This window comes from Pseudomonas sp. SDO524_S393 (genome assembly GCF_054071875.1).
Window position 1 is genome coordinate 1 of sequence record NZ_JBSVVZ010000045.1, and the last position, 20,215, is coordinate 20,215.

Below are 20,215 nucleotides of genomic sequence, written 5' to 3' on the forward strand. Positions count from 1 at the left end.
CGGTCCACCAGACCCACCCAGTGAGTACCATCGCAAGCAAGCCAGCTCCCACAGAGAAGCGCGTGCGCTTTTCACCACTCAGGCAGCCGTTACCCAAAAAACGGATATACACCCGGTAAACAAAACCAAACCCCCTCCCCAAAGGTCCACATCCTCCAAGCACCTTTGAATCAGGAGATTCCCCAATGACCACCGCCAAAGCCCTGTTGATCCTCCACGGCAAGCAAGCCCTCAACGAGGACGTACGCGCCGCCGTGCAGGCCCGGCGCGAGCAGGGCGGGGAGTTGGCGGTACGCGTGACGTGGGAAGGCGGCGATGCCCAGCGCCTGGTCACCGAAGCCCTGGCCGACGGCTACACCCACCTCATCGCCGGTGGTGGCGACGGTACCTTGCGCGATGTGGCCGAAGCCATGGCCCTGGCCAAGACCGACGCAAGCCTGGTGCTGATGCCCCTGGGCACCGCCAACGACTTCGCCAAGGCCGCCGGCGTGCCGCTGGAGCCCGCCCAGGCCCTCGCACTGCTGGACGTGCCGCCACGCGCCATCGATCTGGGCCAGGTCGGCGGGCAAATCTTTCTGAATATGGCGACCGGCGGCTTCGGCAGTCAGGTCACCGCCAACACTTCCGAAGACTTGAAGAAGGTCCTGGGCGGCGCCGCGTATCTCTTCACCGGCTTGACCCGTTTCAGCGAGTTGAAGGCTGCCTATGGCGAGTTGGAAGGTCCGGACTTCCACTGGAAGGGCGAGTTGCTGGCATTGGGCATCGGCAACGGCCGCCAGGCCGGTGGTGGGCATGTGCTGTGTCCGGGGGCACTGGCCGATGATGGCTTGCTGGATATCAGCATCCTGCCGGCGCCCCAGGAAGTGGTCGGCACCTTGCGCGAGCTGATGAACAACGGCTGGGGGCTGGACACCATGTTCGTACGCGCACGCCTGCCGTGGGTGAATATCAAGGTGGCGCAAGGCTTGTACATCAACCTGGATGGCGAGCCGCTGGAGGGCAATGACCTGCACTTCGAAGCCCTGCCCAAGGCATTGCGCGTGCACTTGCCGGAGGACTCGCCCCTAGTCGTCCAGGCTGATGATCTGCTCGCGCACCGCAAATAACACCAGGCCGGCCACGTCGAAGATCTGCAGGCGCTTCATGATCTGCGAGCGGTGGGCTTCCACGGTCTTGATGCTCAGCCCCAGGCCATGGGCGATTTCCCGCGTGGACTTGCCGCGTACGATCAGGCGCAGGATCTCCAGTTGGCGAGCCGTTAGGTTGTGGGTGTGTGCGGTTGCCGACGCCGGACCCTGGTTGCGCACCAGTGCCTGGTTGATCACCGTGTGGGCGATTGCCGGGCTCAGGTAGCGTTCGTTGTTGCGCAGCGCGAGAAGGGCGTGCTCCAGCTCGTTGGCGGTGGTGTCCTTGAGCAAGTAGCCGTGGGCACCGGACTCCAGCGCGCACATGATCAGTTCCGGGTCGGTGTGCATCGACAGGATCAGTACGCGGCTCTTGGGGTAGGCGCGCTTGAGCTGTTGCAGGGCGTCCAGGCCGCCGGTGTGTTTCATCGACAGGTCCAGCAGCACGATATCGGGTTGCAGGGCGCTGAATTTCTCCAGCAACTGCGCACCGTCACTGGCTTCGCCCACGACGCTGTAGCCGGTAATGTCCTGGACCAGTGCGCGTACGCCGGCCCGGATCAGTGCATGGTCATCCACCAGGAGTAATTTGCAGGTCACTCTAGAACCTTAGGGGAACTGGCCCGTTCGAGGGCGCGGGGCGCCCAGGGGAAAAGCGCTTCGATCCGTGTCCCTTTGCCTGGCTGGCTGCTGACGGACAATGAGCCGCCCAGCTGATCTATCCGCTCCGACATACCGGCCATGCCCCGTTGGCCTTCCAGGCCGGGGTTGATGGCGGGCGAAAAGCCCTGGCCGTCATCGCTGATGAACAGCGACAAGCCTTCGGGCAGGCGTTGCAGGCGTACCAACAGATTGCGCGCCTGGGCATGGCGTAGCATGTTGGTCACCGCTTCCTGGGTGATGCGAAAGGCCGCCACGGCCATTTCTTCGGGAATGCCGGTCAGGCGTTGCTGGCATTCCAGACTCCAGTGAATCGGGGTGTTTTCCAACGTCTTGAGCAGGTGCGCGCGCAGGCTGGCTTCCAGGCCCAGGCTGGCCAACTGGCGCGGGTTGAGGATGGCGGACACGTCGCGCACCTTGGCCAGGGTTTCATTCAGGGTGTTGCACAGGACCGAGCATTGGCTTTGCAGATCGTCGGGAAGGCGGCGCTTGAGCCATTCGCTCTGCAGCTTGGCGGCGGTCAGCAACTGACCGATGTCGTCGTGCAGCTCGCGGCTGAGGCGATGGCGCTCGTTCTCCTGCACCTGCAGCAAGCGGTCGGCGAGCTCCTGGGGCTGGAACTTGATGGATTTGCGTGAGCGCCACTGCTGCAATCCCACCACCAGCAGGATGGCCAGGTTGAGCAGCAGGACGATGATCGGCACGGGTACGGAGCGGCTATACGCCCACAGGCTGAACAACAGCGAACACACGCACAGGGCAAGTGCCAGGCGGCGCAAGTTGCTGCGCGACACGGACCTTTCGAGGAGTGACTTGAGGCTGGTGTACATAGCGGATGGAGCCACTGAAGGTTCGCTGCGGGAAGACCGGTCATGGAGATTGACGGGGCTTTGTTTGGAATACCTTGCCGAATCGTTTTTATGCATGATGAAGTTGAATCACTTCGAGCGGTGCATAGTACCACCACTGTTACCGTTGGTCGCCTGGCACCTTGAACCGGCAAGCGCATTAACCACGCAAATACACTGGGGCGATAGTCCCAGAGTTAACGAAATAGGGGGCGTGTTATTAACGGGGGGGTGTGTATCGTTAGATGCCATTAGTGGCTAATTGATATCTTTCCCGATTGTAATAATGTTTCACTTTAGTTGGGTGTGTCGTTTTCAGATAAACCCGATTTGAATACGACCTGATAACTACTCAAGACGCGTGATGCATCCGCTGTTGAGGTTTATAACTGAAATCTTTCTGCGGAATTTGCAGCGTGACTGTTGCAATCAGTGTGGTCTGTTCGCTGTCGTCCATGCTCAGTTGGCCGGTGCGCATGTCGATCAGCTCCAGTTGCCAGGCCAGCAACGTGAGGCAATCGTGCAAAGCCTTGAGGGCCTGATCATGCAATTGCATGGGGCTCGCTGCATTGGCGATCAGGGACTGGATGTGCCGCGAAAACTCGCTGATCGCCTGCAAGGCAAGGCTGTCGGCCTTTTCAGCCAGCTTGGCCAGGCTGCTTTTCATGCAGTCGATGGCGTCGCTGTCGTCACGGATCAGGTGCAGATGGCTCAGGCACTCTTCCGATTTGGCAAGCAGCATTTCCGCTTCAAGCAGGAACTCGGGAAGTGTGGTTTGCCATTCATTTGCGCTGTTCATCATGCAAGTCTCCACAACATACGGTTGGGTGATGGGATGTTGCACCGGGTGAATGGCTTAAAACTACCGCTGAAATATGACTGGAATCTGTAGGTTGCTTCTGGCTTTTCAGTCGGACCGTTATTTAAATAAGGCCGGCAGCTCGCCGCAGCCCTGTTCAAAGGGCTCAGTTGCACAACTTCGAATGCCGACAGGTGAATGTCTGAAAGACCCGTGGGCCAAGGGCTTGGGATGGCAAACAAAAGCCTGACTCCATTCATGCAATGAGAATGGCGTCACATTAATGGCTATTAGATATTGCGAATATCAGGTTGGGCCTGATTGTGCATAGGGGAATCCCTTACGCAGCGGAACCTCACGCCGATTTCAATGTCGCGCGAGGTGGCTGTATCGCCCTCTTCAAGGGTGTAGCCAGTAAAGCATGATGTCAGTGTGACATCAATGAATTTACGTGGCATTTTAACAGGGTCAAGGTCTGGCGTTCGCCGCCGATAAGCTGCCTAGCAGCGAGCTCGCTCGCGAAGTCTTCAAAGGCGCCGCGTTGAACCCGAACGAACGCGTTTTCGTCAGTTGCACAACCCTTTAGCGCATCAGGAGCTTTTAATGGCCGGCATTCTCGACACGGTAGATCAACGCACGCAACTGGTGGGTGAGAATCGCCTGGAAATTCTCATGTTTCGCCTGGCCGGGCGTCAGCTCTTCGCAATCAACGTGTTCAAGGTGCAAGAGGTCTTGCAACTGCCCAAGTTGACCCTGATGCCCCAGCGTCATCCTTTTGTCTGCGGTGTGGTCAACCTGCGTGGCCAGACCCTGCCGGTGATCGACCTGTCCCAGGCCATTGGCATGCGCCCGCTGGTCCCCGGCCCCAACAGCACCATCATCGTCACCGAGTACAACCGTTCGGTACAGGCGTTTCTGGTGGGTGGCGTGGACCGCATCGTCAACATGAACTGGGAGGCGATCCTGCCGCCACCCACCAGCGCCGGGCGCCAGCATTACCTCACCGCCATCAGCAAGGTCGATGACCAGTTGGTGGAAATCATCGACGTGGAAAAGGTATTGGCCGAGATCGTGCCGTACAGCGCCAAAGTCTCCCGCGAAAAGCTCGAGGACCCGGTCCTGGAGCGCGCCCGCGGCCGCGAAGTGCTGCTGGTGGACGACTCCAACGTGGCTCTGTCGCAACTGCGCGACACCCTGGGTCAGTTGGGCGTGAAGATGCATATTGCCAGCGACGGTCTCAAGGCGCTGAACATGCTCAAGGCCTGGGCCGACGCTGGCCAGGTGATGACCGACAAACTGCTGATGGTCTTCACCGATGCCGAAATGCCCGAGATGGACGGCTATCGTCTGACCACCGAAATCCGCAACGACCCGCGCCTGCGTGGCCTGTATGTCGTACTGCATACGTCGTTGTCGGGCAGCTTCAACGATTCGATGGTCAAGAAGGTCGGTTGCGACAACTTCCTGTCCAAATTCCAGCCGGACAAACTGGTGGATGTGGTGCGCCAGCGTCTGATGCTGGACGAAGTGCCCGCTTGACCTTAGGGTGACATCTTTGTCCCTCAGGAACGCAGGCCCATGCTTCGTCTCAGCGCGTTGTACCGTTATCCCCTGAAATCCGGCAAGGCCGAAGTCTTGCAGTCTATCGGCCTGGACAAGCTCGGGTTGGACGGGGATCGACGCTGGATGCTGGTGGACGAAGCCAGCGGGCGTTTCCTCACGCAACGGGCCGTGGCAAAGATGAGCCAGTTGTCGGCGCTGTGGAACGGCCAGGGTGGCCTCACCCTCGGCTCATCCGGCCACGGTTCGCTGGAAGTGCCGCTGCCGGGCGACGACGCCGACTTGCGCGGCGTGACCATCTGGCGTGACACCCTGCGCGTGCCCGACGCCGGAGACGCCGCCGCGGCCTGGGTCAGCGACTTCATCGGCAAGCCCACCCGCCTGGTGCACGTGCCATTGGAGCGTGCACGTACCACCGAGGCCGGTTACGGCAAGGACGATGATCAGGTCGGCTTTGCCGACGGTTTTCCGTTGTTGCTGATCGGTCAGTCTTCTCTGGACGACCTGTCCGGCCGCATTGGCCGCCCCATGGAAATGCTGCGTTTTCGTCCCAACCTCGTCATCGAAGGTGCCGATGCCTTTGCCGAAGATGGCTGGAAACGTGTGCGCATTGGCGATGTGGAGTTTCGCGTGGTCAAATCCTGCTCCCGGTGCATCCTCACCACCATCGACCCCGCAAGCGGCGAGCGCAGTAGCGACCGTGAACCCCTGACCACCCTCAAGTCCTACCGCGAACAGGATGGCGACGTGATGTTCGGCCAGAACCTGGTCAACGATGGCCTGGGGCGCCTGGAAGTGGGCATGCCGGTGACGATCATCGAGTGAGGGCCAAGGCGTCCGCGCCGGCGGGGTAGCACCGCTGGCTGGAGGCGACGTTCACCGCATGCCAGACCGTTTCGGCCACATCGGCTTCTTTTGTGAACTGCGTGGCTTGGCCCGCCCAGGCAAACACTCGTTGAGCCAGCGGTTCGTAAGCGTCGGTAATCAGTCCCTGCATGCGTTGTTCACCGTTGGCGGTAAAGCGGGTATCGGGACCGTAGCCCGGTTGAACCACCTTGACCTGCACGTCGAACGCCTCGAGCTCCAGTTCCAGGCATCCGGAAAAGCCTTCAATGGCAGTCTTGCTTGCGGTATAGGCCGCCACCAGAGGGAAGGGCGCCAGGGTCGCGCTGGAGGTGACATTCACAATCGTACCGGCCCGGCGTTGACGAAATTGCGGGATCACCGCTTGGCACATCGCCATGACGCCAAATGTATTGGTCTCGAAGATTTCGCGCACGGTGGCCATGGGGGTGGCTTCGAAGGCGCCGAGCAGGCCGATTCCGGCATTGTTGACCAGCACATCGATGGGGCCGGCGGCTTCCAGGGCCTGGGCGATGCTGTCGGGCCGTGTCACGTCCAGTGCCAGCACGCGTAGGTGCGGCGAAGAGGGGAGCAAATCCTCCCGAGGGGTGCGCATCGTGGCGATGACCTTCCAGCCTTGGGCGAGAAAGTGGCGCGCGGTCTCGAGGCCATAGCCGGATGAACAGCCGGTGATCAGTACCGTTTTCATGTGCGATTCCAAGTTGTGGGAAGAGTCCGGGCAACGATAGAGAAATGTGCGTGGATGATCGATGATGCGCAGTCCACATTTGTTTGGCAGGAATCCTGATATGGCCGATCCGCTTTCCGAAGTCGTGCGCCTGCTGCATCCACGGGCAGCCTTTGCCAACCCGGTCAGTGGCCGGGGCAGTTGGGCTGTGCGGTATTCAGAATTTGGCCTGCCGAGCTTCTGCATCATGCTGGAGGGCAGTTGCCTGCTGGCGGTGGACGGGCACGCGCCGATCATCCTCGCTGCCGGTGATTTTGTGCTGCTGCCCGCAACGCCGCCGTTTACGCTGTCGAGTTTTGCGCCCGCGCCGGCGGTGCCCATGGACCCCCATGCAGTCGCCAGCGTGCGCGGCGAGTTGCGCTACGGCGAACAGGACGGCTTGCCGGAAATGCGCTCGCTGGGTGGCTCATTTGTGTTCGAATGCGCCGATCCGGGCTTGCTGGTGGCGCTGTTGCCTGCCGTTGTCCACGTGCGTGATTCGGCGCGTTTGTCGGCGCTGGTGATGATGGTCGGGGAGGAGTCCGCCGAGCAGCGGCCTGGCAATGAGTTCATATTGGGCCGGCTGGTCGAGTTGCTGCTGGTGGAGGCCATGCGTTCGGTTGCGGGCGGCAGCGCCCCGGCCGGGTTGTTGCGCGGGCTGGCGGATGAGCGGTTGGCGCCCGTACTCAAGCAGATGCATGGACGCATTGCGCATGCCTGGACGGTGGGGCAGTTGGCGCAGATCGCGGCGCTGTCGCGTTCGGCTTTTTTTGCACGGTTCACCCGGGTGGTCGGGGTGGCTCCGATGGAATACCTGTTGGGCTGGCGCATGCAGGTCGCCAAGCAATTGCTGCGGGAGCACACACTGTCGGTGTCGGCTGTGGCGCAGCAGGTGGGCTACGGTTCGACCAGCACTTTCAGCGTAGCGTTCAGCCGGCACGTGGGCGTGCCACCCAGTCAGTACGCCAAGCCATGAAAAATGCCCGTCTCACCAGAGACGGGCATTTTTTTGAGCCTTGAGCTTGCTTAGCCGCGGTATTCGCACAGGTAAGCGGTGTCCACGGCGACCTTCAGCTGGAACTTGCTGTTGGCCGGCACGTTGAACTGGCTGCCGGCGGCGAAGGTTTCCCAGTCGCTGGCGTCAGGCAGTTTGACGGTCAGGGCGCCGGACACCACGTGCATGATCTCGCGCTGGGCAGTGCCGAATTCGTATTCACCCGGGGCCATCACGCCGATGGTCGCAGGACCTTCTGCGGTGCCGAACGCGATCGACTTGACGGTGCCGTCGAAGTACTCGTTGACTTTAAACATGGCTGATTCCTCGGAAAAGGGTCTGAAAAGGTCGGCCAGTATGCCCAAGGGCATGGGAACTGCCTAGACCGGCAGAATCAACGGCAGCAGGCGCGCAGTGTTGCGCGCGTCTTCCAGCGCCCGGTGTTGTTGCCCATGGAACTGCATCCCGGCCAACTGCAACGCGCCGTTGAGGCCCAGGGGCCTGTCCAGGCGGCGCGCCTTGGCGAAGCGCTGCTTGAGGTTCACATGGGGCGTGTGGGCGAGCACGCTGGCCAGGTCATGGCGCTGCCACTCCAGCTCAAGTTGCTGACGGTCGTAGTCGCCCCAGCTGGCCCAGCCTTCCAGGCGTGCCTGGTGTTTGGCCAACCAGCGCTCGAACAGCGGCCACACCTCGGTCATGGGGGCGGCGGCGTCGATGTGGGCCTGGGTGATGTGGGTCAATTGACGGCAGAAGGGCGTCAGCAAGGGCCGGCGCAGTGGCCGCACGAAGCGCTGGAAATGGTCCAGCTCACGGCCGTCGCGGTTGACCAGGCTCGCGCCGATCTCGATGACTTCCATCTCCGTCACGGGCCAGCCGCCTTCATCCGTTGTGGCTTCAAGGTCAATGATCAGCCAATGAGGCATCGCGCAGGTTCCCGTACTCATCCCTTCCTGATGGGGATAGAGCGTAGCCCGGCCCTGTAGTTCCGCCTAGGGGATCATTCGATCTCGAGCAGAACCTGGCGGTTGCGCACCTGATCGCCGGCCATGACCTGCACGGTCTTGACCCTGCCGCTGACGCCAGCTTTCAGCGGATGCTCCATTTTCATGGCTTCGAGCACCAGCAGCAGTTGACCCTGGATCACGCTTTCGCCGGCGCTGACCCGCACATCGACGATGGCACCGTCCATCGGCGCCTTGACCATGCCGCTGCCGGCCTCGGCCTGACGACTGGCCGCTTGTTGGGTGCGATTCGTCACCTTGAGGCCGGGCAACCAGAGTTGGTCGCCGTCCAGGTAATAGGCAATGCGCCGGCGAACGCCATTGAGCACCACGATCGCATGGCGGCCATCGGTGCTCAGCTCGCTCACGGCGCTGGCGTCTGCCCGGTGGATTTCATCGTTGGCCTCCAGGCGACAGGTCCAGGGCGTTCGGACGGCGTTGCTCCAGCCCGCCAGACCCTGGGCGTTCCGGTTGGCGCTGTGTTGGTAGAACAGGGCGGCGGCCAGGTTCAACTGCTCAGCGGTGGCTTGGGGGCGCGGGATTTCGCTGAAGTGTTCGGCGATCAGACCGGTGCTGAACTCACCCTCGATAAAGTCTGGGTGTTTGAGCAAATCGACCAGCAGCCGCTGGTTGCTGGTTACCCCCAGCAACACCGTGTCCTCCACCGCCCGCAGCAGTTTGCGCCGCGCCTCTTCACGGGTGGCGCCGTGGGCAATCAGTTTGCCCAGCATGGGGTCGTAGAACGGGCTGATCCGCTGGCCCTCACACACGCCATGGTCGATGCGCACCCCAGCCGCAGGCTCCCAGCGCAGCACATCGCCGGTTTGCGGCAAAAAGCCCTGGGCCGGGTCTTCGGCGTACAGGCGCACTTCCATGGCATGGCCGCTCAGGCTGACCTCCTGTTGGGTCAGCGGCAGCGGTTGGCCGGCGGCGATCTGCAATTGCCAATGCACCAGGTCGAGGCCGGTGATCAGCTCGGTCACCGGGTGCTCCACTTGCAGGCGGGTGTTCATCTCCAGAAAGTAGAAGTGGCCGTTGCGATCGAGCAGGAACTCCACGGTGCCCGCGCCCACGTAGTCGACCGCCCGCCCGGCCTTGAGCGCCGCCTCGCCCATGGCCTGGCGCAGGGACGGGGTCATGACGGGGCAGGGCGCTTCTTCGATGATTTTCTGGTGGCGGCGCTGGATCGAGCAGTCGCGTTCGCCCAGGTAAATCAGGTTGCCGTGGCTGTCGCCGAAAATCTGGATTTCCACATGCCGTGGGTCGATCAGGGCCTGTTCCAGAATCAGCTCATCGCTGCCGAAGGCATTCAACGCTTCGGAACGCGCGGTGCGTAGTTGCTCGGGCAGTTGATCGGCGCTGTGCACCAGACGCATGCCGCGCCCGCCGCCACCGGCACTGGCCTTGATCATCAACGGGTAGCCGATGCGTTCGGCTTCCGTTTGCAGCGTGGCGTCATCCTGGGCGCTGCCCTGGTAGCCGGCGATGCACGGCACGCCCGCTTCGAGCATCGCGAGTTTGGACTGGCGTTTGCTGCCCATCAGTTCGATAGCCTCGACGCCAGGACCGATAAAGGTGAGGCCGGCGTCTTGGCAGGCGCGGGCGAAGTCGGGGTTTTCGGAGAGAAAACCGTAGCCGGGGTGGACTGCATCTGCGCCGGTTATTTTGGCGGCGGCGAGGATGGCCGGCATGTCGAGGTAGGACTGCTGCACCGGCGCGGGGCCGATGCGCACGGCTTCGTCGGCCATCTGCACGTGCAAGGCCTGGGCGTCGGCGTCGCTGTAGACCGCCACGGTGCGGTAGCCCAGGGCCTGGGCGGTGCGCTGGAGGCGGCAGGCGATTTCGCCGCGGTTGGCGATCAGGATTTTGCTGAATGCGGGCATGGGTTTATCCCTTGGCTGATGGGGTGTCTGATCGGGCCTCATCGCAGGCAAGCCAGCTCCCACAGGTTGGATGTGTGAACACGGTCAACTGTGGGAGCGGGCTTGCCCGCGAAAGCGTCATCTGCACCACCGAGGCTTTCGTTTCTGCACAAACGCCTGCGTCCCCTCGATGCCTTCTTCACTCCTCAAGGATTCGGCGAACCACTGCGCCCCACGATCCAGCACGTTCTCCAGCGGTTCCTCCACACTGGCCAGCAGCAACGCCTTGGTCCGGGCGTTGGCGTGCGGCGCGCACTTGAGTACCTGTCCCAACAGCTCATCCAACCGTTCTGCCAACGCCTGCGGGTCACGTTCGGTGAAGTGCACGACGCCCAGTCGTTCGGCTTCAACGCCATCAAACCGCGACGCCGTCAGCGCCAGGCGTCGAGCCTGGGTCAGCCCGATGCGTTTGACCACGAACGGTGCGATCTGCGCGGGCAACAAACCCAAGCCAGTCTCCGGCAAACCGAACTGCGCCTGATGATCGGCAATCGCAATATCACTCACGCACGCCAGGCCAAACCCGCCGCCCAGCACTGCGCCTTGCAGCACCACGATGACCACTTGCGGCACGGCTTCGACCGCTTGCAGCAGGGTGCCGAATGCCCGGTTCAACGCTTGCATGCGGTCACCTGCGCTGGCCATGTCTTTCACATCCGCGCCCGCGCAGAAGTGCCCGCCCGCGCCGCTGATCACCAGCGCTCGCGTACGGCTATCCAGGTCTGCCAGCACGGCGCGCAGTTCGTCGACCATTTCCAGGCTCATGGCATTGCGCTGCTCGGGACGGTTGAGGGTGATGTGCAGCACGCCGTTGTGCGGTTCGAGCAGCAGGGTGTTCATGGTTTTTTCCCCGGCAGGGTGCCCATCAATTTACAGATGATGCCCAGCATGATTTCGTCGGCGCCGCCGCCGATCGACACCAGCCGCACATCGCGATAGGCCCGCGCCACCGGGTTGTCCCACATGAAGCCCATGCCGCCCCAGTATTGCAGGCAGCTGTCGCTGACTTCACGGCCCAGCCGCCCGGCCTTGAGCTTGGCCATGGACGCCAGGCGGGTTACGTCCTGGCCTTTGATGTATTGCTCGGTGGCCTGGTACACCAGCGCGCGCAGGCATTCGATTTCGGTGGACAGCTCCGCCAGGCGAAAGTGAATGACCTGGTTGTCGATCAGCGCCTTGCCGAAGGTCTGGCGCTCCTTGCAGTACTCGATCGTGCTGTCGATGCAGTGCTCCAGGCCCTTGATCATATTGGCCGCGCCGAACAGGCGTTCTTCCTGGAACTGCAGCATCTGCATCATGAACCCGGCGCCTTCGTGGCCGATGCGATTGCGCTGGGGCACACGCACGTCATCGAAGAACACCTGGGCGGTTTCGGAGCTGTGCATGCCGAGCTTTTCCAGGGGCGGGCTGACACTGATGCCCGGGGTGTTCATCGGCACCATGATCAGCGATTTGTTGATGTGCGGTTTGTCGTCGGAGGTGTTGGCCAACAGGCAGATGAAGTCGGCGCTGGGCGAGTTGGTGATCCACATCTTGCTGCCGTTGATCACGTAGTCGTCGCCGTCCTTGCGGGCCTGGGTCTTGAGCCCTGCCACATCGGAGCCGGCGCCGGTTTCCGACACGCCGATGCAGCCGACCTGTTCGCCGCTGATGGCTGGGCGCAGGAACTCTTCGCGCAGTTCGTCGGAGCCGAAACGGGCGAGGGCGGGGGTGCACATGTCGGTCTGCACGCCGATGGACATGGGAATGCCGCCGCAGCGCACGGTGCCGAACTCTTCGGCGGCGACGATCGAATAGCTGTAGTCCAGGCCCATGCCGCCGAACTTCTCCGGCTTGGAGATGCCCAGCAGCCCGAGCTCGCCGGCCTTGCGGAAGATCGCGTGGATGGGAAAGCGCCCGGCCTTTTCCCACTCGTCCACATGGGGGTTGATCTCGCGGTCGACGAAGGCCCGGACAGTGCGGCGCAGTTCCTGGTGTTCCTGGGTAAAGATCATTGTGGTTGTTCTCCTGATCGTCGTTTAGAAACGCGCCACGCCAAAACTGTTGGGTTGCAACTGCCGCACCTCGGCTTCATGGCAGATATCCAGCAAAAAGCCGAGCAACGTCCGGGTGTCCCGTGGGTCGATCAGCCCGTCATCCCACAGATTCGCGCTGCCGTAGAGCGCGGTGGACTGGCTGTCGAGTTTCTGCGCGGTGACCTGCTCCAGCATGTCCAGCACCTTGGGGTCGGGCACCAGGCCGTCCTTCAATTGCTTGGCCTCGGTGACGATGCGCAGCACCTTGCCCGCCTGGGCGCCGCCCATCACTGCCGTGCGGCTGTTGGGCCAGGCGAAGATGAAACGCGGATCGAGGCCGCGTCCGCACATGGCATAGTTGCCGGCGCCGTAGGAACCACCCACTACCACGGTCAGTTTAGGCACGCGGGCATTGGCCACCGCCTGGATCATCTTCGCGCCGTGCTTGATCACGCCCTGCTGTTCGGACTCGGTGCCCACCATGAAACCGGTGGTGTTGTGCAAAAACAGCAGCGGCGTGCGGCTCTGGTCGCACAGCTGGATAAACTGCGCGGCCTTGTTCGCGCCCTTGGGCGTGATGGGGCCGTTGTTGCCGATCACGCCGACCGCATGGCCCTGGATGTGCAGGTGGCCGCAGACGGTATGGGGGTCGAACTCGCCCTTGAATTCGAGAAAGCGGGAACCGTCTGCCAGGCGCGCGAGGATTTCGCGTACGTCATAGGGTTTTTTCGGGTCGTCGGGGATCAGGCCCAGCAGTTCGTCGATGGGGTACAGCGGTTCTGCGCAGGTTCGTTGCGGCGCCAGCGGCAGGCGATCATTCCACGGCAGCACGCTGACGATGTCGCGCACGATCCGCACGCCGTCTGCATCATTTTCCGCCAGGTATTCGGCAGTCCCGGCGGTTTGCGCGTGCATCTCGGCGCCGCCCAGTTCCTCATCGGTTGCTACTTCACCGGTGGCGGCCTTGAGCAGCGGCGGCCCGGCCAGAAACAGCTTGGCCTTGCCGCGCACCACCACCACGTAATCCGACAAGCCCGGTTGATAGGCGCCGCCCGCGGTGGCCGAGCCATGCACCACGGTGATCTGCGGCAGGCCCATGGCCGACATCCGTGCCTGATTGGCGAAGCTGCGCGCGCCTTCGACGAAAATTTCGGCGGCATAGTTGAGGTTGGCGCCGCCGCTTTCGGCCAGGGTCACCACCGGCAGTTTGTTTTCCAGGGCGATCTGTTGCAGGCGCAGGGATTTCTTCAAGCCGGTGGGCGAAATGGTGCCGCCCTTGATCGCGCTGTTATTGGCCACCACCAACATGCGCACGCCGCTGACGTAACCGATGCCGGCGATCAAGCCGCCGCCAGCGGCGCTGCCGTCCTTGTCGTCGTGCAGCTTGTAGCCGGCCAGGCTGGCCAGTTCCAGAAACGGCGCGCCGGGGTCCAGCAGCAGGTCGAGGCGCTCGCGGGGCAACAGTTGGCCGCGCTTGTCGAATTTGGGTTTGGCTTCTTGTGCCTTGTCGAGCAGCTTGCGCTCCAGCTGGCGCAGTTGGGCGATGGCGGCCAGCATCGCCTCGCGGTTCTGGGCGAACGGCGCGCTGTGGGTATCGATCAGGGATTCAATCACGGGCATCGCTTATTTCTCCGCCTTGAGTACATCCGGCAGGTACGCACGGTGGAAACCATTGAACGGCTCGCTCGTGGCCTGGGCCTTGTGCAGCGGCCAGGCACGGTTGCCCAGGCTGGCGGCGCCGTCGATGCGCAGGGTGCTGCCGCTGATGAACGCGGCGGCGGGGCTGAGCAAGAACACGATGGCGGCGCTGACTTCCGATTCGGTACCGATGCGCTTGAGCGGCACATGTTCGCGCAGGGTGGGGATCACCGCCTTGAACGCGCCTTCGTAAGTGTCCATGCCACTGGAGGCGATCCAGCCCGGCGCCACGGCGTTGACCCGCACCCCGGCGTAGCCCCATTCGAAGGCGGCGGTCTTGGTGAAGTTGTCCATCCCCGCACGTGCTGCGCCCGAGTGACCCATACCGGGCATGCCGCCCCACATGTCGGCGAGCATGTTGACGATGGCTCCGCCGTGCTTGCTCATGCACTGGTTGAACACTTCGCGGGCCATCAGGAATCCGCCAACCAGGTTGGTGCGCAGCACGGTTTCGAAGCCTTTCTGATTGATCGAGGCCAGCGGCGACGGGTATTGGCCGCCGGCGTTATTCACCAGGCCATGGATCGGCCCGTGTTCCTCGAGGACTTGGCTGACCAGCGCTTTCACTGCTTCTTCATCGCGAATATCGCACGCCTGCCAATGGGCGATACCGCCGTCTTCGGCGATCTCTGCCGTGACTGTCTGCAGTTTTTCCGGTTTGCGCCCCACCAGAATCACACGGGCGCCGAGGGCTGCCAGCTCATGGGCGGTGCAGCGGCCAATCCCGCTGCCGCCACCGGTGACGATCACGGTGTGGCCCTGGAACAGGTCGGCGTTGAAGATCGAATCGAAAGCCACGGCAGCGCTCCTGTCAGTTGAGTTGATCTTTGAGGTGTTGGGGCACGGCGATCGGGATTTCCAGCAGTTGCTGGGCGAAGGCCTTGCCCTGCGGGTCGATGCGCAGGCTGGCGATACCGCCGCCGCCCAGGGCGTTTTCCAGCAGGAAGTTGAGGCTGTGGCTGCCGGGCAGGTACCAGCGTTCGACGCGACCGTGGAGCGGGTCGAGGACATGGCTCATCCAGTCGACGACTACCGCCGGGGTCAGCGCTTCGGCGATCCACGGCAGGTACTCGGGGGCGCGGGCGATCACGCCGATGTTGCTGTGGTTGCCCTTGTCTCCTGAGCGCGCCACGGCGAGTTTCACCAGCGGCACGCTGGCGTCGGCGCGCCCTTGGGGTTGGGGCGGGTCGAGCGGGGCGGCCGGCGTGCCGAGCGGGTGGCTGGGCGGCAGGGTGCAGGCGTGGCGCTGGCCTTGAAACTCGATGCTCGGCGCGCAGGCGGTTTTATCGATCAGGAATGAAAACAGCCGAATCAACGGGTACACCGTCGGCCTGCCGCCCACGATGCCGGTCAATCCCGGCGCCATGCCGGTGGCGGCCTGGGCGATCTCGCGGGCGAACAGCACCAGGGCCTGTTTGCTCGGATGGCGCACCGCAAGTTTCACCACCACTTCGCGGCTGTCGTGACGCCGGGCATGGGCGCCGTACGTGGCCTCGCTGCCGAGCAGTTCGATGTTCACGTCGGTGTAGGGTGCCCAGCCGCGTTGGCTGAACAGCTCCGAGGTCTTTTGAATGATCGCCTGGCTGACGCGCTCGGCCTTGGCCACGGCATCGATTCCGGCGATCAGGCAACTGGCAGTACAACGGAAGCCATCCGCGTACGTGGCACTGACCTTGTACTGATCGGTCGGCGGCGAGCCTTTGGCACCGTGCAGGCGCACACGGTTTTTACCTAGCTGTTGCAGTTGGACCTGACTGAAATCGCAGATCACATCAGGCAATAGATAGGCGCGCGGATCGCCGATCTCATACAGCAGTTGTTCGGCCACGCTGAGTTCGCTGATCAAGCCGCCGGTGCCGTCGACCTTGCTCACGGTGAACTGGCCGTCGGCGCTGACTTCGACGATAGGAAAGCCGATGTGCGCGTAATCGGGCACGTCGCGCCAGTCGGTGAAGTTGCCGCCGGTGCACTGTGCGCCGCATTCGATGATATGCCCGGCCAGTGCGGCCTGGGCGAGGCGGTCGTAGTCGTGCCATGACCAGCCGAATTCATGCACCAGCGCGGCGCTGACCACCGCGCTGTCCACCACACGGCCGGTGATGACGATGTCGGCACCCAACGCCAGCGCCTGCACGATGCCCGGCGCGCCGAGGTAAGCGTTGGCCGACACACACGCCGGCGGCAGAGGGGCGCCGCTGGACAGGTCGGTGATGCCGTGCAGGTGCTTGAGTTGGGATTGCAGGTCGTCCCCCAGCAGCACGGCGATTTTCAGCGGGACCTGTGCCTGGTCGCAGGCCGCTTGCAGCGCGGCGGCGCAGGCGTGGGGATGGATGCCGCCCGCGTTGCTGATCACGCGGATGCCCTGGCGCTGGATGTCGGCCAGAAGCGGGGTGAGCACCTCGACGAAGTCGGTGGCGTAGCCGGCCTGTGGATCCTTGAGCCGCGCGCCAGCGAGGATCGACATCGTGACTTCTGCCAGGTAGTCGAACACCAGGTAATCCAGGGCGCCGCCGTGCACCAACTGGGCGGCGGCGGTGCAGGTGTCGCCCCAGAAGGCGCTGGCGCAGCCGATACGAACCGTCTTGCTCATGAGAAGTCCTTCTCCGAATGGCTGGCACCGAGACTACCAAGCAAGCGCTTGGTCTGTAAACTGCGGACACAACTTTTGGCCCAAGCGCTTGCTTGGTTGGCGGTCACGGCCTAAATTGCCGGCCAAGACGTCAGTAGAAACAGAGGAGAGAGACATGGATGAGCACAAAGCCCGGCGGGTGATGCGCGCCATGGTCGACGGCGGCCAGTTGACCGACCCCGACAGTGCCCGTGGCAAGTTGCTGCAAACCGCGGCTCACCTGTTTCGCCACAAGGGTTTCGAGCGCACCACGGTGCGAGACCTGGCGGGGGCCGTGGGCATTCAGTCCGGCAGCATCTTTCATCACTTCAAGAGCAAGGACGAGATCTTGCGGGCGGTGATGGAGGAGACCATCCATTACAACACCGCGATGATGCGCGCCTCGCTGGACGAGGCGAGCAATGTGCGCGAGCGCCTGTTGGCGCTGATTCGCTGCGAATTGCAGTCGATCATGGGCGGCAGTGGCGAGGCCATGGCGGTGCTGGTGTATGAATGGCGCTCCTTGTCGGCCGACGGCCAGGCCCAGGTGCTGGCCCTGCGCGACGTGTACGAAGCCATCTGGTTGCAGGTGCTGGGGGAAGCGAAGGCGGCCGGTTACATCCAGGGCGACGTATTCATTACCCGACGTTTCCTCACGGGTGCCCTGTCGTGGACCACCACCTGGTTCCGCGCCGAGGGCAGCCTGACCCTGGAGCAATTGGCCGAAGAAGCCCTGCTGATGGTGCTGAAAGCACCCTGAGGCGCAAGTTATTAATTTGGCGGTAGAAAGTTGTCTCGACTGACAAAAACGCCTAGCTTATTGCCATCAGAGTGATGAACGGTGTGTGCCTTGATGTTTTCGCCATGGCGGCTGGCTGCAGGACTTACTTTATGGGCACTGGGCACCGCAGGGTGGGTACCGGCGTCGGCCGCGCAACTGGTGCGTATCGGTGCCGCGCATTTTCCCCCTTACACCGTGCGTCCGGAGCAGGGCGCCGACACCGGTCTGTTGCCGCAATTGGTCGAGGCCCTGAATGCCTCGCAGACCGACTACCAGTTTGTGCTGGTGCCCACGTCCATCCCCCGGCGCTTTCGTGATTTCGAGCAAAGTCGCGTCGACATGGCGATCTTTGAAAACCCGCAATGGGGCTGGCAGAAGATTCCCCATACCAGCGTCGACATGGGTCTTGAGGATGCGGAAGTCTTCGTTGCCCAGCGTGAGCCCGGTCGCGATCAGCGTTACTTCGACGACCTGGCCGGCAAACGTCTGGCGGTGTTCAGCGGCTATCACTACGCCTTCGCCAACTTCAACCCCGACCCCAAATACATGGCCGAGCACTTCAACGCCACGTTGACGTATTCCCATGACAGCAACCTGCTGATGGTCGCCCGCGGGCGCGCGGATATCGCACTGGTCACGCGCTCCTACCTGAGTGATTTCATGGTGCGCAATGCGGACATGGCCGGGGATTTCCTGGTGTCGGAACGCATTGACCAGGTCTATCACCATTACGCGTTGCTGCGGCCCAGGGCGCCGATCACCGGCGAGGCGTTTTCCGCGCTGCTCAAGCGCCTGCGGGACAATGGCGAGATGCTGAAGATTTTCGAGCCGTACCGCATCGATGTGATGCCCGTGCCCTGACAGGCACAACATCAATCCAAATGTGGGAGCTGGCTTGCCTGCGATGCGGACACCCAGGTTTTTCAGTTCTGCCAAGGTGATGCGATCGCAGGCAAGCCAGCTCCTACATTTATTCCGCTGAGCGTCAAACCCGGCGCGCAAACGTATCGCTATGGCTGCCCGACACCTTGCGGCAGTGCACCAAAGCATCGCGAATCATGAAGTTCACCAGGGTCGGCGACACGCCGAGTTCCTTGGCGATGTCCTTTTGCGGTACGCCATGCAGGCGGTACATCTCGAAGGCATAGCGGGTGCGCTGGGGCAGTTCCGTCAGGGCGTCGGCGATGTTTTCCAGGGTGTTGAAGTTGATGTGGGAGGTTTCCGGTGAAGCGCCGTGAATGACCACATTCAAGCCTTCCTCTTCCGTCCCGGAGTACTTCAACTCCAGGGCCTGCTTGCGGTAGTGATCGATCGCCAAATTGCGCACGATCTGGAACAGATAGCTCAACTGCGCCTTGAACGATGACGTGATGGTGGGCGCCGATTGCAGCCGGAAGTAGGCGTCCTGCACTACGTCTTCGGCACGGGAGCGGCACCCGGTAATGCGCGCCGCGATCTTCACCAGAATCAGCCGGTTATCGACAAAAGCCTGGAGAAGCGGTGAGTCGCACCTGCCTGTGGATACTTGTTCCGTCATGGAAATCACCTTGTCGCAAAAGAGGTTGGGGGAGGGCGTCCTTGCTGAGGCCTCCTACACATCGGGCAACAAATTATGCTTAATGATAATGATTGTCAAATGAGAAGGTGAACTAATCTTATGCCCGCTTGCACGGTGTGAACCACGTCTCGCCCATCTGCCGCGACTAATTATTTGCCGGCTCCGTCCGTTCTCATGGGTGACAGGTCCGTTAGTAAAACGGCCAAGGACCAGCACCCGCAGGAGGGCGAAATGGGTTTCTATCGTGCAGACAGCGTGTTTCAGTTTGGAGTCCTCAAAGGATGAGCACGCCGACCCGACTACGCCTGTTTTGCCTGCCCTATTCGGGCGCCAGTGCCATGGTCTACGCGCGTTGGCGGCGAACCCTGCCGGATTGGCTGCAGGTGTGCCCGCTGGAATTGCCGGGCCGTGGCATGCGCATGGACGAGCCGCTGCAACGCGATATCAAAGCCTTGGCCGCGCAACTTGCCGAGGAAATCAGTCGCGACCTCAGCGGCCCTTATGCGTTGTTCGGCCATAGCCTGGGCGGCCTGCTGGCGTTTGAACTGGCCCATGCGCTCAACGCCCGCAACGTCCCCGCGCCGCTCGCCTTGTTCGCCTCCGGCACCGCCGGGCCGGCGCGGCGTGATGTGAGCGAATACGCCATCGAAAAGACCGATGAACAACTGATCGCCCGCCTGCGTGAGCTGCAAGGCACTGCCGAAGAAGCCCTGACCAACCCCGAACTGATGCAGTTGATGCTGCCGATCCTGCGCGCCGACTTCCTGCTCTGCGGCAGTTTCACCTACGGCGAGCGCCAGCCGTTGGGCATGCCGATCCATGTGTTCGGCGGCAAGCAGGACAGCGTGCGCGCCGACCAGTTGCTCGACTGGCAACTCGACGCCGCCAGTGGTTTTTCCCTCGACCTGTTCGACGGTCACCACTTCTTCCTCGTGCAGCACGAAAGCGCGGTGCTGCGTTGTGTACGGCGTTATGCCGACGAACACCTGGCCCGCTGGCGCAATGGCGCGGCGCGGCAACGCGCAGCCAGCTGAACACGCCCCCGAACTCTCGAATTTCCCGTAAGCCGCTTTCAGG

Annotated in this window: 20 protein-coding genes; 7 read left to right on the forward strand and 13 right to left on the reverse strand. The window is 62.5% G+C overall.

Annotated elements, in window-relative coordinates:
* Window positions 1-185: 185 nt before the first annotated feature.
* Window positions 186-1,106, forward strand: coding sequence for a lipid kinase YegS (gene yegS, locus ACW9IB_RS19250; protein ID WP_457366050.1), 921 nt, complete (start codon window positions 186-188; stop codon window positions 1,104-1,106).
* Here the strand turns inward: yegS and ACW9IB_RS19255 are convergent.
* The 3 genes from ACW9IB_RS19255 to ACW9IB_RS19265 form a co-directional block, all read right to left on the reverse strand.
* The gene (locus tag ACW9IB_RS19255; protein WP_457366049.1) at window positions 1,065-1,724 is read right to left on the reverse strand and encodes a response regulator; all 660 of its coding nucleotides are present in this window, start codon (window positions 1,722-1,724) and stop codon (window positions 1,065-1,067) included. The genes yegS and ACW9IB_RS19255 overlap by 42 nt on opposite strands.
* On the reverse strand, window positions 1,721-2,614 hold the full coding sequence (locus ACW9IB_RS19260; protein WP_457366121.1) for a sensor histidine kinase: 894 nt from the start codon (window positions 2,612-2,614) through the stop codon (window positions 1,721-1,723). Before ACW9IB_RS19260 ends, ACW9IB_RS19255 begins: the two co-directional genes overlap by 4 nt.
* Before the next feature lie 370 nt (window positions 2,615-2,984).
* The gene (locus ACW9IB_RS19265; protein WP_457414940.1) at window positions 2,985-3,434 is read right to left on the reverse strand and encodes a hypothetical protein; all 450 of its coding nucleotides are present in this window, start codon (window positions 3,432-3,434) and stop codon (window positions 2,985-2,987) included.
* Between the two features lie 600 nt (window positions 3,435-4,034).
* Here ACW9IB_RS19265 and ACW9IB_RS19270 point away from each other — a divergent pair.
* Complete coding sequence (locus ACW9IB_RS19270; RefSeq protein WP_457366047.1) at window positions 4,035-4,970, forward strand: chemotaxis protein CheV; 936 nt, start codon at window positions 4,035-4,037, stop codon at window positions 4,968-4,970.
* A gap of 39 nt (window positions 4,971-5,009) precedes the next feature.
* Complete coding sequence (locus ACW9IB_RS19275; protein ID WP_457414941.1) at window positions 5,010-5,816, forward strand: MOSC domain-containing protein; 807 nt, start codon at window positions 5,010-5,012, stop codon at window positions 5,814-5,816.
* On the opposite strand, the gene ACW9IB_RS19280 is transcribed toward ACW9IB_RS19275, so the two are convergent.
* The gene (locus tag ACW9IB_RS19280) at window positions 5,806-6,543 is read right to left on the reverse strand and encodes an SDR family oxidoreductase (RefSeq protein WP_457414943.1); all 738 of its coding nucleotides are present in this window, start codon (window positions 6,541-6,543) and stop codon (window positions 5,806-5,808) included. The genes ACW9IB_RS19275 and ACW9IB_RS19280 overlap by 11 nt on opposite strands.
* A 100-nt stretch (window positions 6,544-6,643) precedes the next feature.
* Here ACW9IB_RS19280 and ACW9IB_RS19285 point away from each other — a divergent pair, with 100 nt between their 5' ends.
* Window positions 6,644-7,537 carry an AraC family transcriptional regulator gene (locus ACW9IB_RS19285; protein WP_457414945.1) on the forward strand — a complete coding sequence of 298 codons (894 nt, stop codon included), beginning with the start codon at window positions 6,644-6,646 and terminating at the stop codon, window positions 7,535-7,537.
* Window positions 7,538-7,587: 50 nt separating this feature from the next.
* On the opposite strand, the gene ppnP is transcribed toward ACW9IB_RS19285, so the two are convergent.
* The 8 genes from ppnP to ACW9IB_RS19325 all read right to left on the reverse strand — a co-directional run bounded on the left by ppnP (window position 7,588) and on the right by ACW9IB_RS19325 (window position 16,781).
* Window positions 7,588-7,872: a pyrimidine/purine nucleoside phosphorylase gene (ppnP, locus tag ACW9IB_RS19290; RefSeq protein ID WP_058424671.1), complete on the reverse strand. Its 285-nt coding sequence runs from the start codon at window positions 7,870-7,872 to the stop codon at window positions 7,588-7,590.
* Window positions 7,873-7,935: 63 nt separating this feature from the next.
* Entirely contained in the window at window positions 7,936-8,478 is a 543-nt protein-coding gene (locus ACW9IB_RS19295; protein ID WP_457414946.1) for an exonuclease domain-containing protein, read from the reverse strand.
* A 74-nt stretch (window positions 8,479-8,552) separates the two neighbouring features.
* Complete coding sequence (locus ACW9IB_RS19300) at window positions 8,553-10,439, reverse strand: acetyl/propionyl/methylcrotonyl-CoA carboxylase subunit alpha (protein WP_457414947.1); 1,887 nt, start codon at window positions 10,437-10,439, stop codon at window positions 8,553-8,555.
* A gap of 117 nt (window positions 10,440-10,556) precedes the next feature.
* Window positions 10,557-11,318 (reverse strand): enoyl-CoA hydratase/isomerase family protein, encoded by a 762-nt coding sequence (locus ACW9IB_RS19305; protein WP_457414949.1) that lies wholly within the window; start codon window positions 11,316-11,318, stop codon window positions 10,557-10,559.
* Window positions 11,315-12,472, reverse strand: coding sequence for a citronellyl-CoA dehydrogenase (gene atuD / locus ACW9IB_RS19310; RefSeq protein ID WP_457414950.1), 1,158 nt, complete (start codon window positions 12,470-12,472; stop codon window positions 11,315-11,317). Before atuD ends, ACW9IB_RS19305 begins: the two co-directional genes overlap by 4 nt.
* A gap of 24 nt (window positions 12,473-12,496) precedes the next feature.
* Complete coding sequence (gene atuC, locus ACW9IB_RS19315) at window positions 12,497-14,113, reverse strand: geranyl-CoA carboxylase subunit beta (protein ID WP_457414952.1); 1,617 nt, start codon at window positions 14,111-14,113, stop codon at window positions 12,497-12,499.
* A gap of 3 nt (window positions 14,114-14,116) precedes the next feature.
* Complete coding sequence (locus ACW9IB_RS19320) at window positions 14,117-14,989, reverse strand: SDR family oxidoreductase (RefSeq protein ID WP_457414954.1); 873 nt, start codon at window positions 14,987-14,989, stop codon at window positions 14,117-14,119.
* Between the two features lie 13 nt (window positions 14,990-15,002).
* Window positions 15,003-16,781, reverse strand: coding sequence for an acyclic terpene utilization AtuA family protein (locus ACW9IB_RS19325; RefSeq protein ID WP_457414956.1), 1,779 nt, complete (start codon window positions 16,779-16,781; stop codon window positions 15,003-15,005).
* A 154-nt stretch (window positions 16,782-16,935) separates the two neighbouring features.
* Between ACW9IB_RS19325 and ACW9IB_RS19330 the strand changes: the two genes are divergently transcribed.
* Both ACW9IB_RS19330 and ACW9IB_RS19335 read left to right on the forward strand, forming a co-directional pair.
* The gene (locus ACW9IB_RS19330; protein WP_457366036.1) at window positions 16,936-17,559 is read left to right on the forward strand and encodes a TetR family transcriptional regulator; all 624 of its coding nucleotides are present in this window, start codon (window positions 16,936-16,938) and stop codon (window positions 17,557-17,559) included.
* A 93-nt stretch (window positions 17,560-17,652) separates the two neighbouring features.
* Window positions 17,653-18,441 (forward strand): substrate-binding periplasmic protein, encoded by a 789-nt coding sequence (locus ACW9IB_RS19335; RefSeq protein ID WP_457366035.1) that lies wholly within the window; start codon window positions 17,653-17,655, stop codon window positions 18,439-18,441.
* Between the two features lie 124 nt (window positions 18,442-18,565).
* Here ACW9IB_RS19335 and ACW9IB_RS19340 read toward each other — a convergent pair whose 3' ends face one another.
* Entirely contained in the window at window positions 18,566-19,117 is a 552-nt protein-coding gene (locus ACW9IB_RS19340) for an RNA polymerase factor sigma-70 (RefSeq protein ID WP_005789991.1), read from the reverse strand.
* Between the two features lie 302 nt (window positions 19,118-19,419).
* On the opposite strand from ACW9IB_RS19340, the gene ACW9IB_RS19345 reads away from it, so the two are divergent.
* A complete protein-coding gene (locus ACW9IB_RS19345; RefSeq protein ID WP_457366034.1) occupies window positions 19,420-20,172 on the forward strand; it encodes a thioesterase II family protein in 753 nt (250 codons plus the stop codon).
* Window positions 20,173-20,215 lie beyond the last annotated feature (43 nt).

Coding starts and splice junctions, on each gene's coding strand:
- ACW9IB_RS19285 (WP_457414945.1), top strand. CDS start 6,644: ATGGCCGATCCGCTTTCCGAAGTCGTGCGCCTGCTGCATCCACGGGCA.
- ACW9IB_RS19330 (WP_457366036.1), top strand. CDS start 16,936: ATGGATGAGCACAAAGCCCGGCGGGTGATGCGCGCCATGGTCGACGGC.
- ACW9IB_RS19270 (WP_457366047.1), top strand. CDS start 4,035: ATGGCCGGCATTCTCGACACGGTAGATCAACGCACGCAACTGGTGGGT.
- ACW9IB_RS19335 (WP_457366035.1), top strand. CDS start 17,653: ATGTTTTCGCCATGGCGGCTGGCTGCAGGACTTACTTTATGGGCACTG.
- ACW9IB_RS19340 (WP_005789991.1), bottom strand. CDS start 19,117: ATGACGGAACAAGTATCCACAGGCAGGTGCGACTCACCGCTTCTCCAG.
- ACW9IB_RS19325 (WP_457414956.1), bottom strand. CDS start 16,781: ATGAGCAAGACGGTTCGTATCGGCTGCGCCAGCGCCTTCTGGGGCGAC.
- ACW9IB_RS19260 (WP_457366121.1), bottom strand. CDS start 2,614: ATGTACACCAGCCTCAAGTCACTCCTCGAAAGGTCCGTGTCGCGCAGC.
- ACW9IB_RS19265 (WP_457414940.1), bottom strand. CDS start 3,434: ATGATGAACAGCGCAAATGAATGGCAAACCACACTTCCCGAGTTCCTG.
- atuC (WP_457414952.1), bottom strand. CDS start 14,113: ATGCCCGTGATTGAATCCCTGATCGATACCCACAGCGCGCCGTTCGCC.
- yegS (WP_457366050.1), top strand. CDS start 186: ATGACCACCGCCAAAGCCCTGTTGATCCTCCACGGCAAGCAAGCCCTC.
- ACW9IB_RS19275 (WP_457414941.1), top strand. CDS start 5,010: ATGCTTCGTCTCAGCGCGTTGTACCGTTATCCCCTGAAATCCGGCAAG.
- atuD (WP_457414950.1), bottom strand. CDS start 12,472: ATGATCTTTACCCAGGAACACCAGGAACTGCGCCGCACTGTCCGGGCC.
- ACW9IB_RS19295 (WP_457414946.1), bottom strand. CDS start 8,478: ATGCCTCATTGGCTGATCATTGACCTTGAAGCCACAACGGATGAAGGC.
- ACW9IB_RS19305 (WP_457414949.1), bottom strand. CDS start 11,318: ATGAACACCCTGCTGCTCGAACCGCACAACGGCGTGCTGCACATCACC.
- ppnP (WP_058424671.1), bottom strand. CDS start 7,872: ATGTTTAAAGTCAACGAGTACTTCGACGGCACCGTCAAGTCGATCGCG.
- ACW9IB_RS19300 (WP_457414947.1), bottom strand. CDS start 10,439: ATGCCCGCATTCAGCAAAATCCTGATCGCCAACCGCGGCGAAATCGCC.
- ACW9IB_RS19345 (WP_457366034.1), top strand. CDS start 19,420: ATGAGCACGCCGACCCGACTACGCCTGTTTTGCCTGCCCTATTCGGGC.
- ACW9IB_RS19280 (WP_457414943.1), bottom strand. CDS start 6,543: ATGAAAACGGTACTGATCACCGGCTGTTCATCCGGCTATGGCCTCGAG.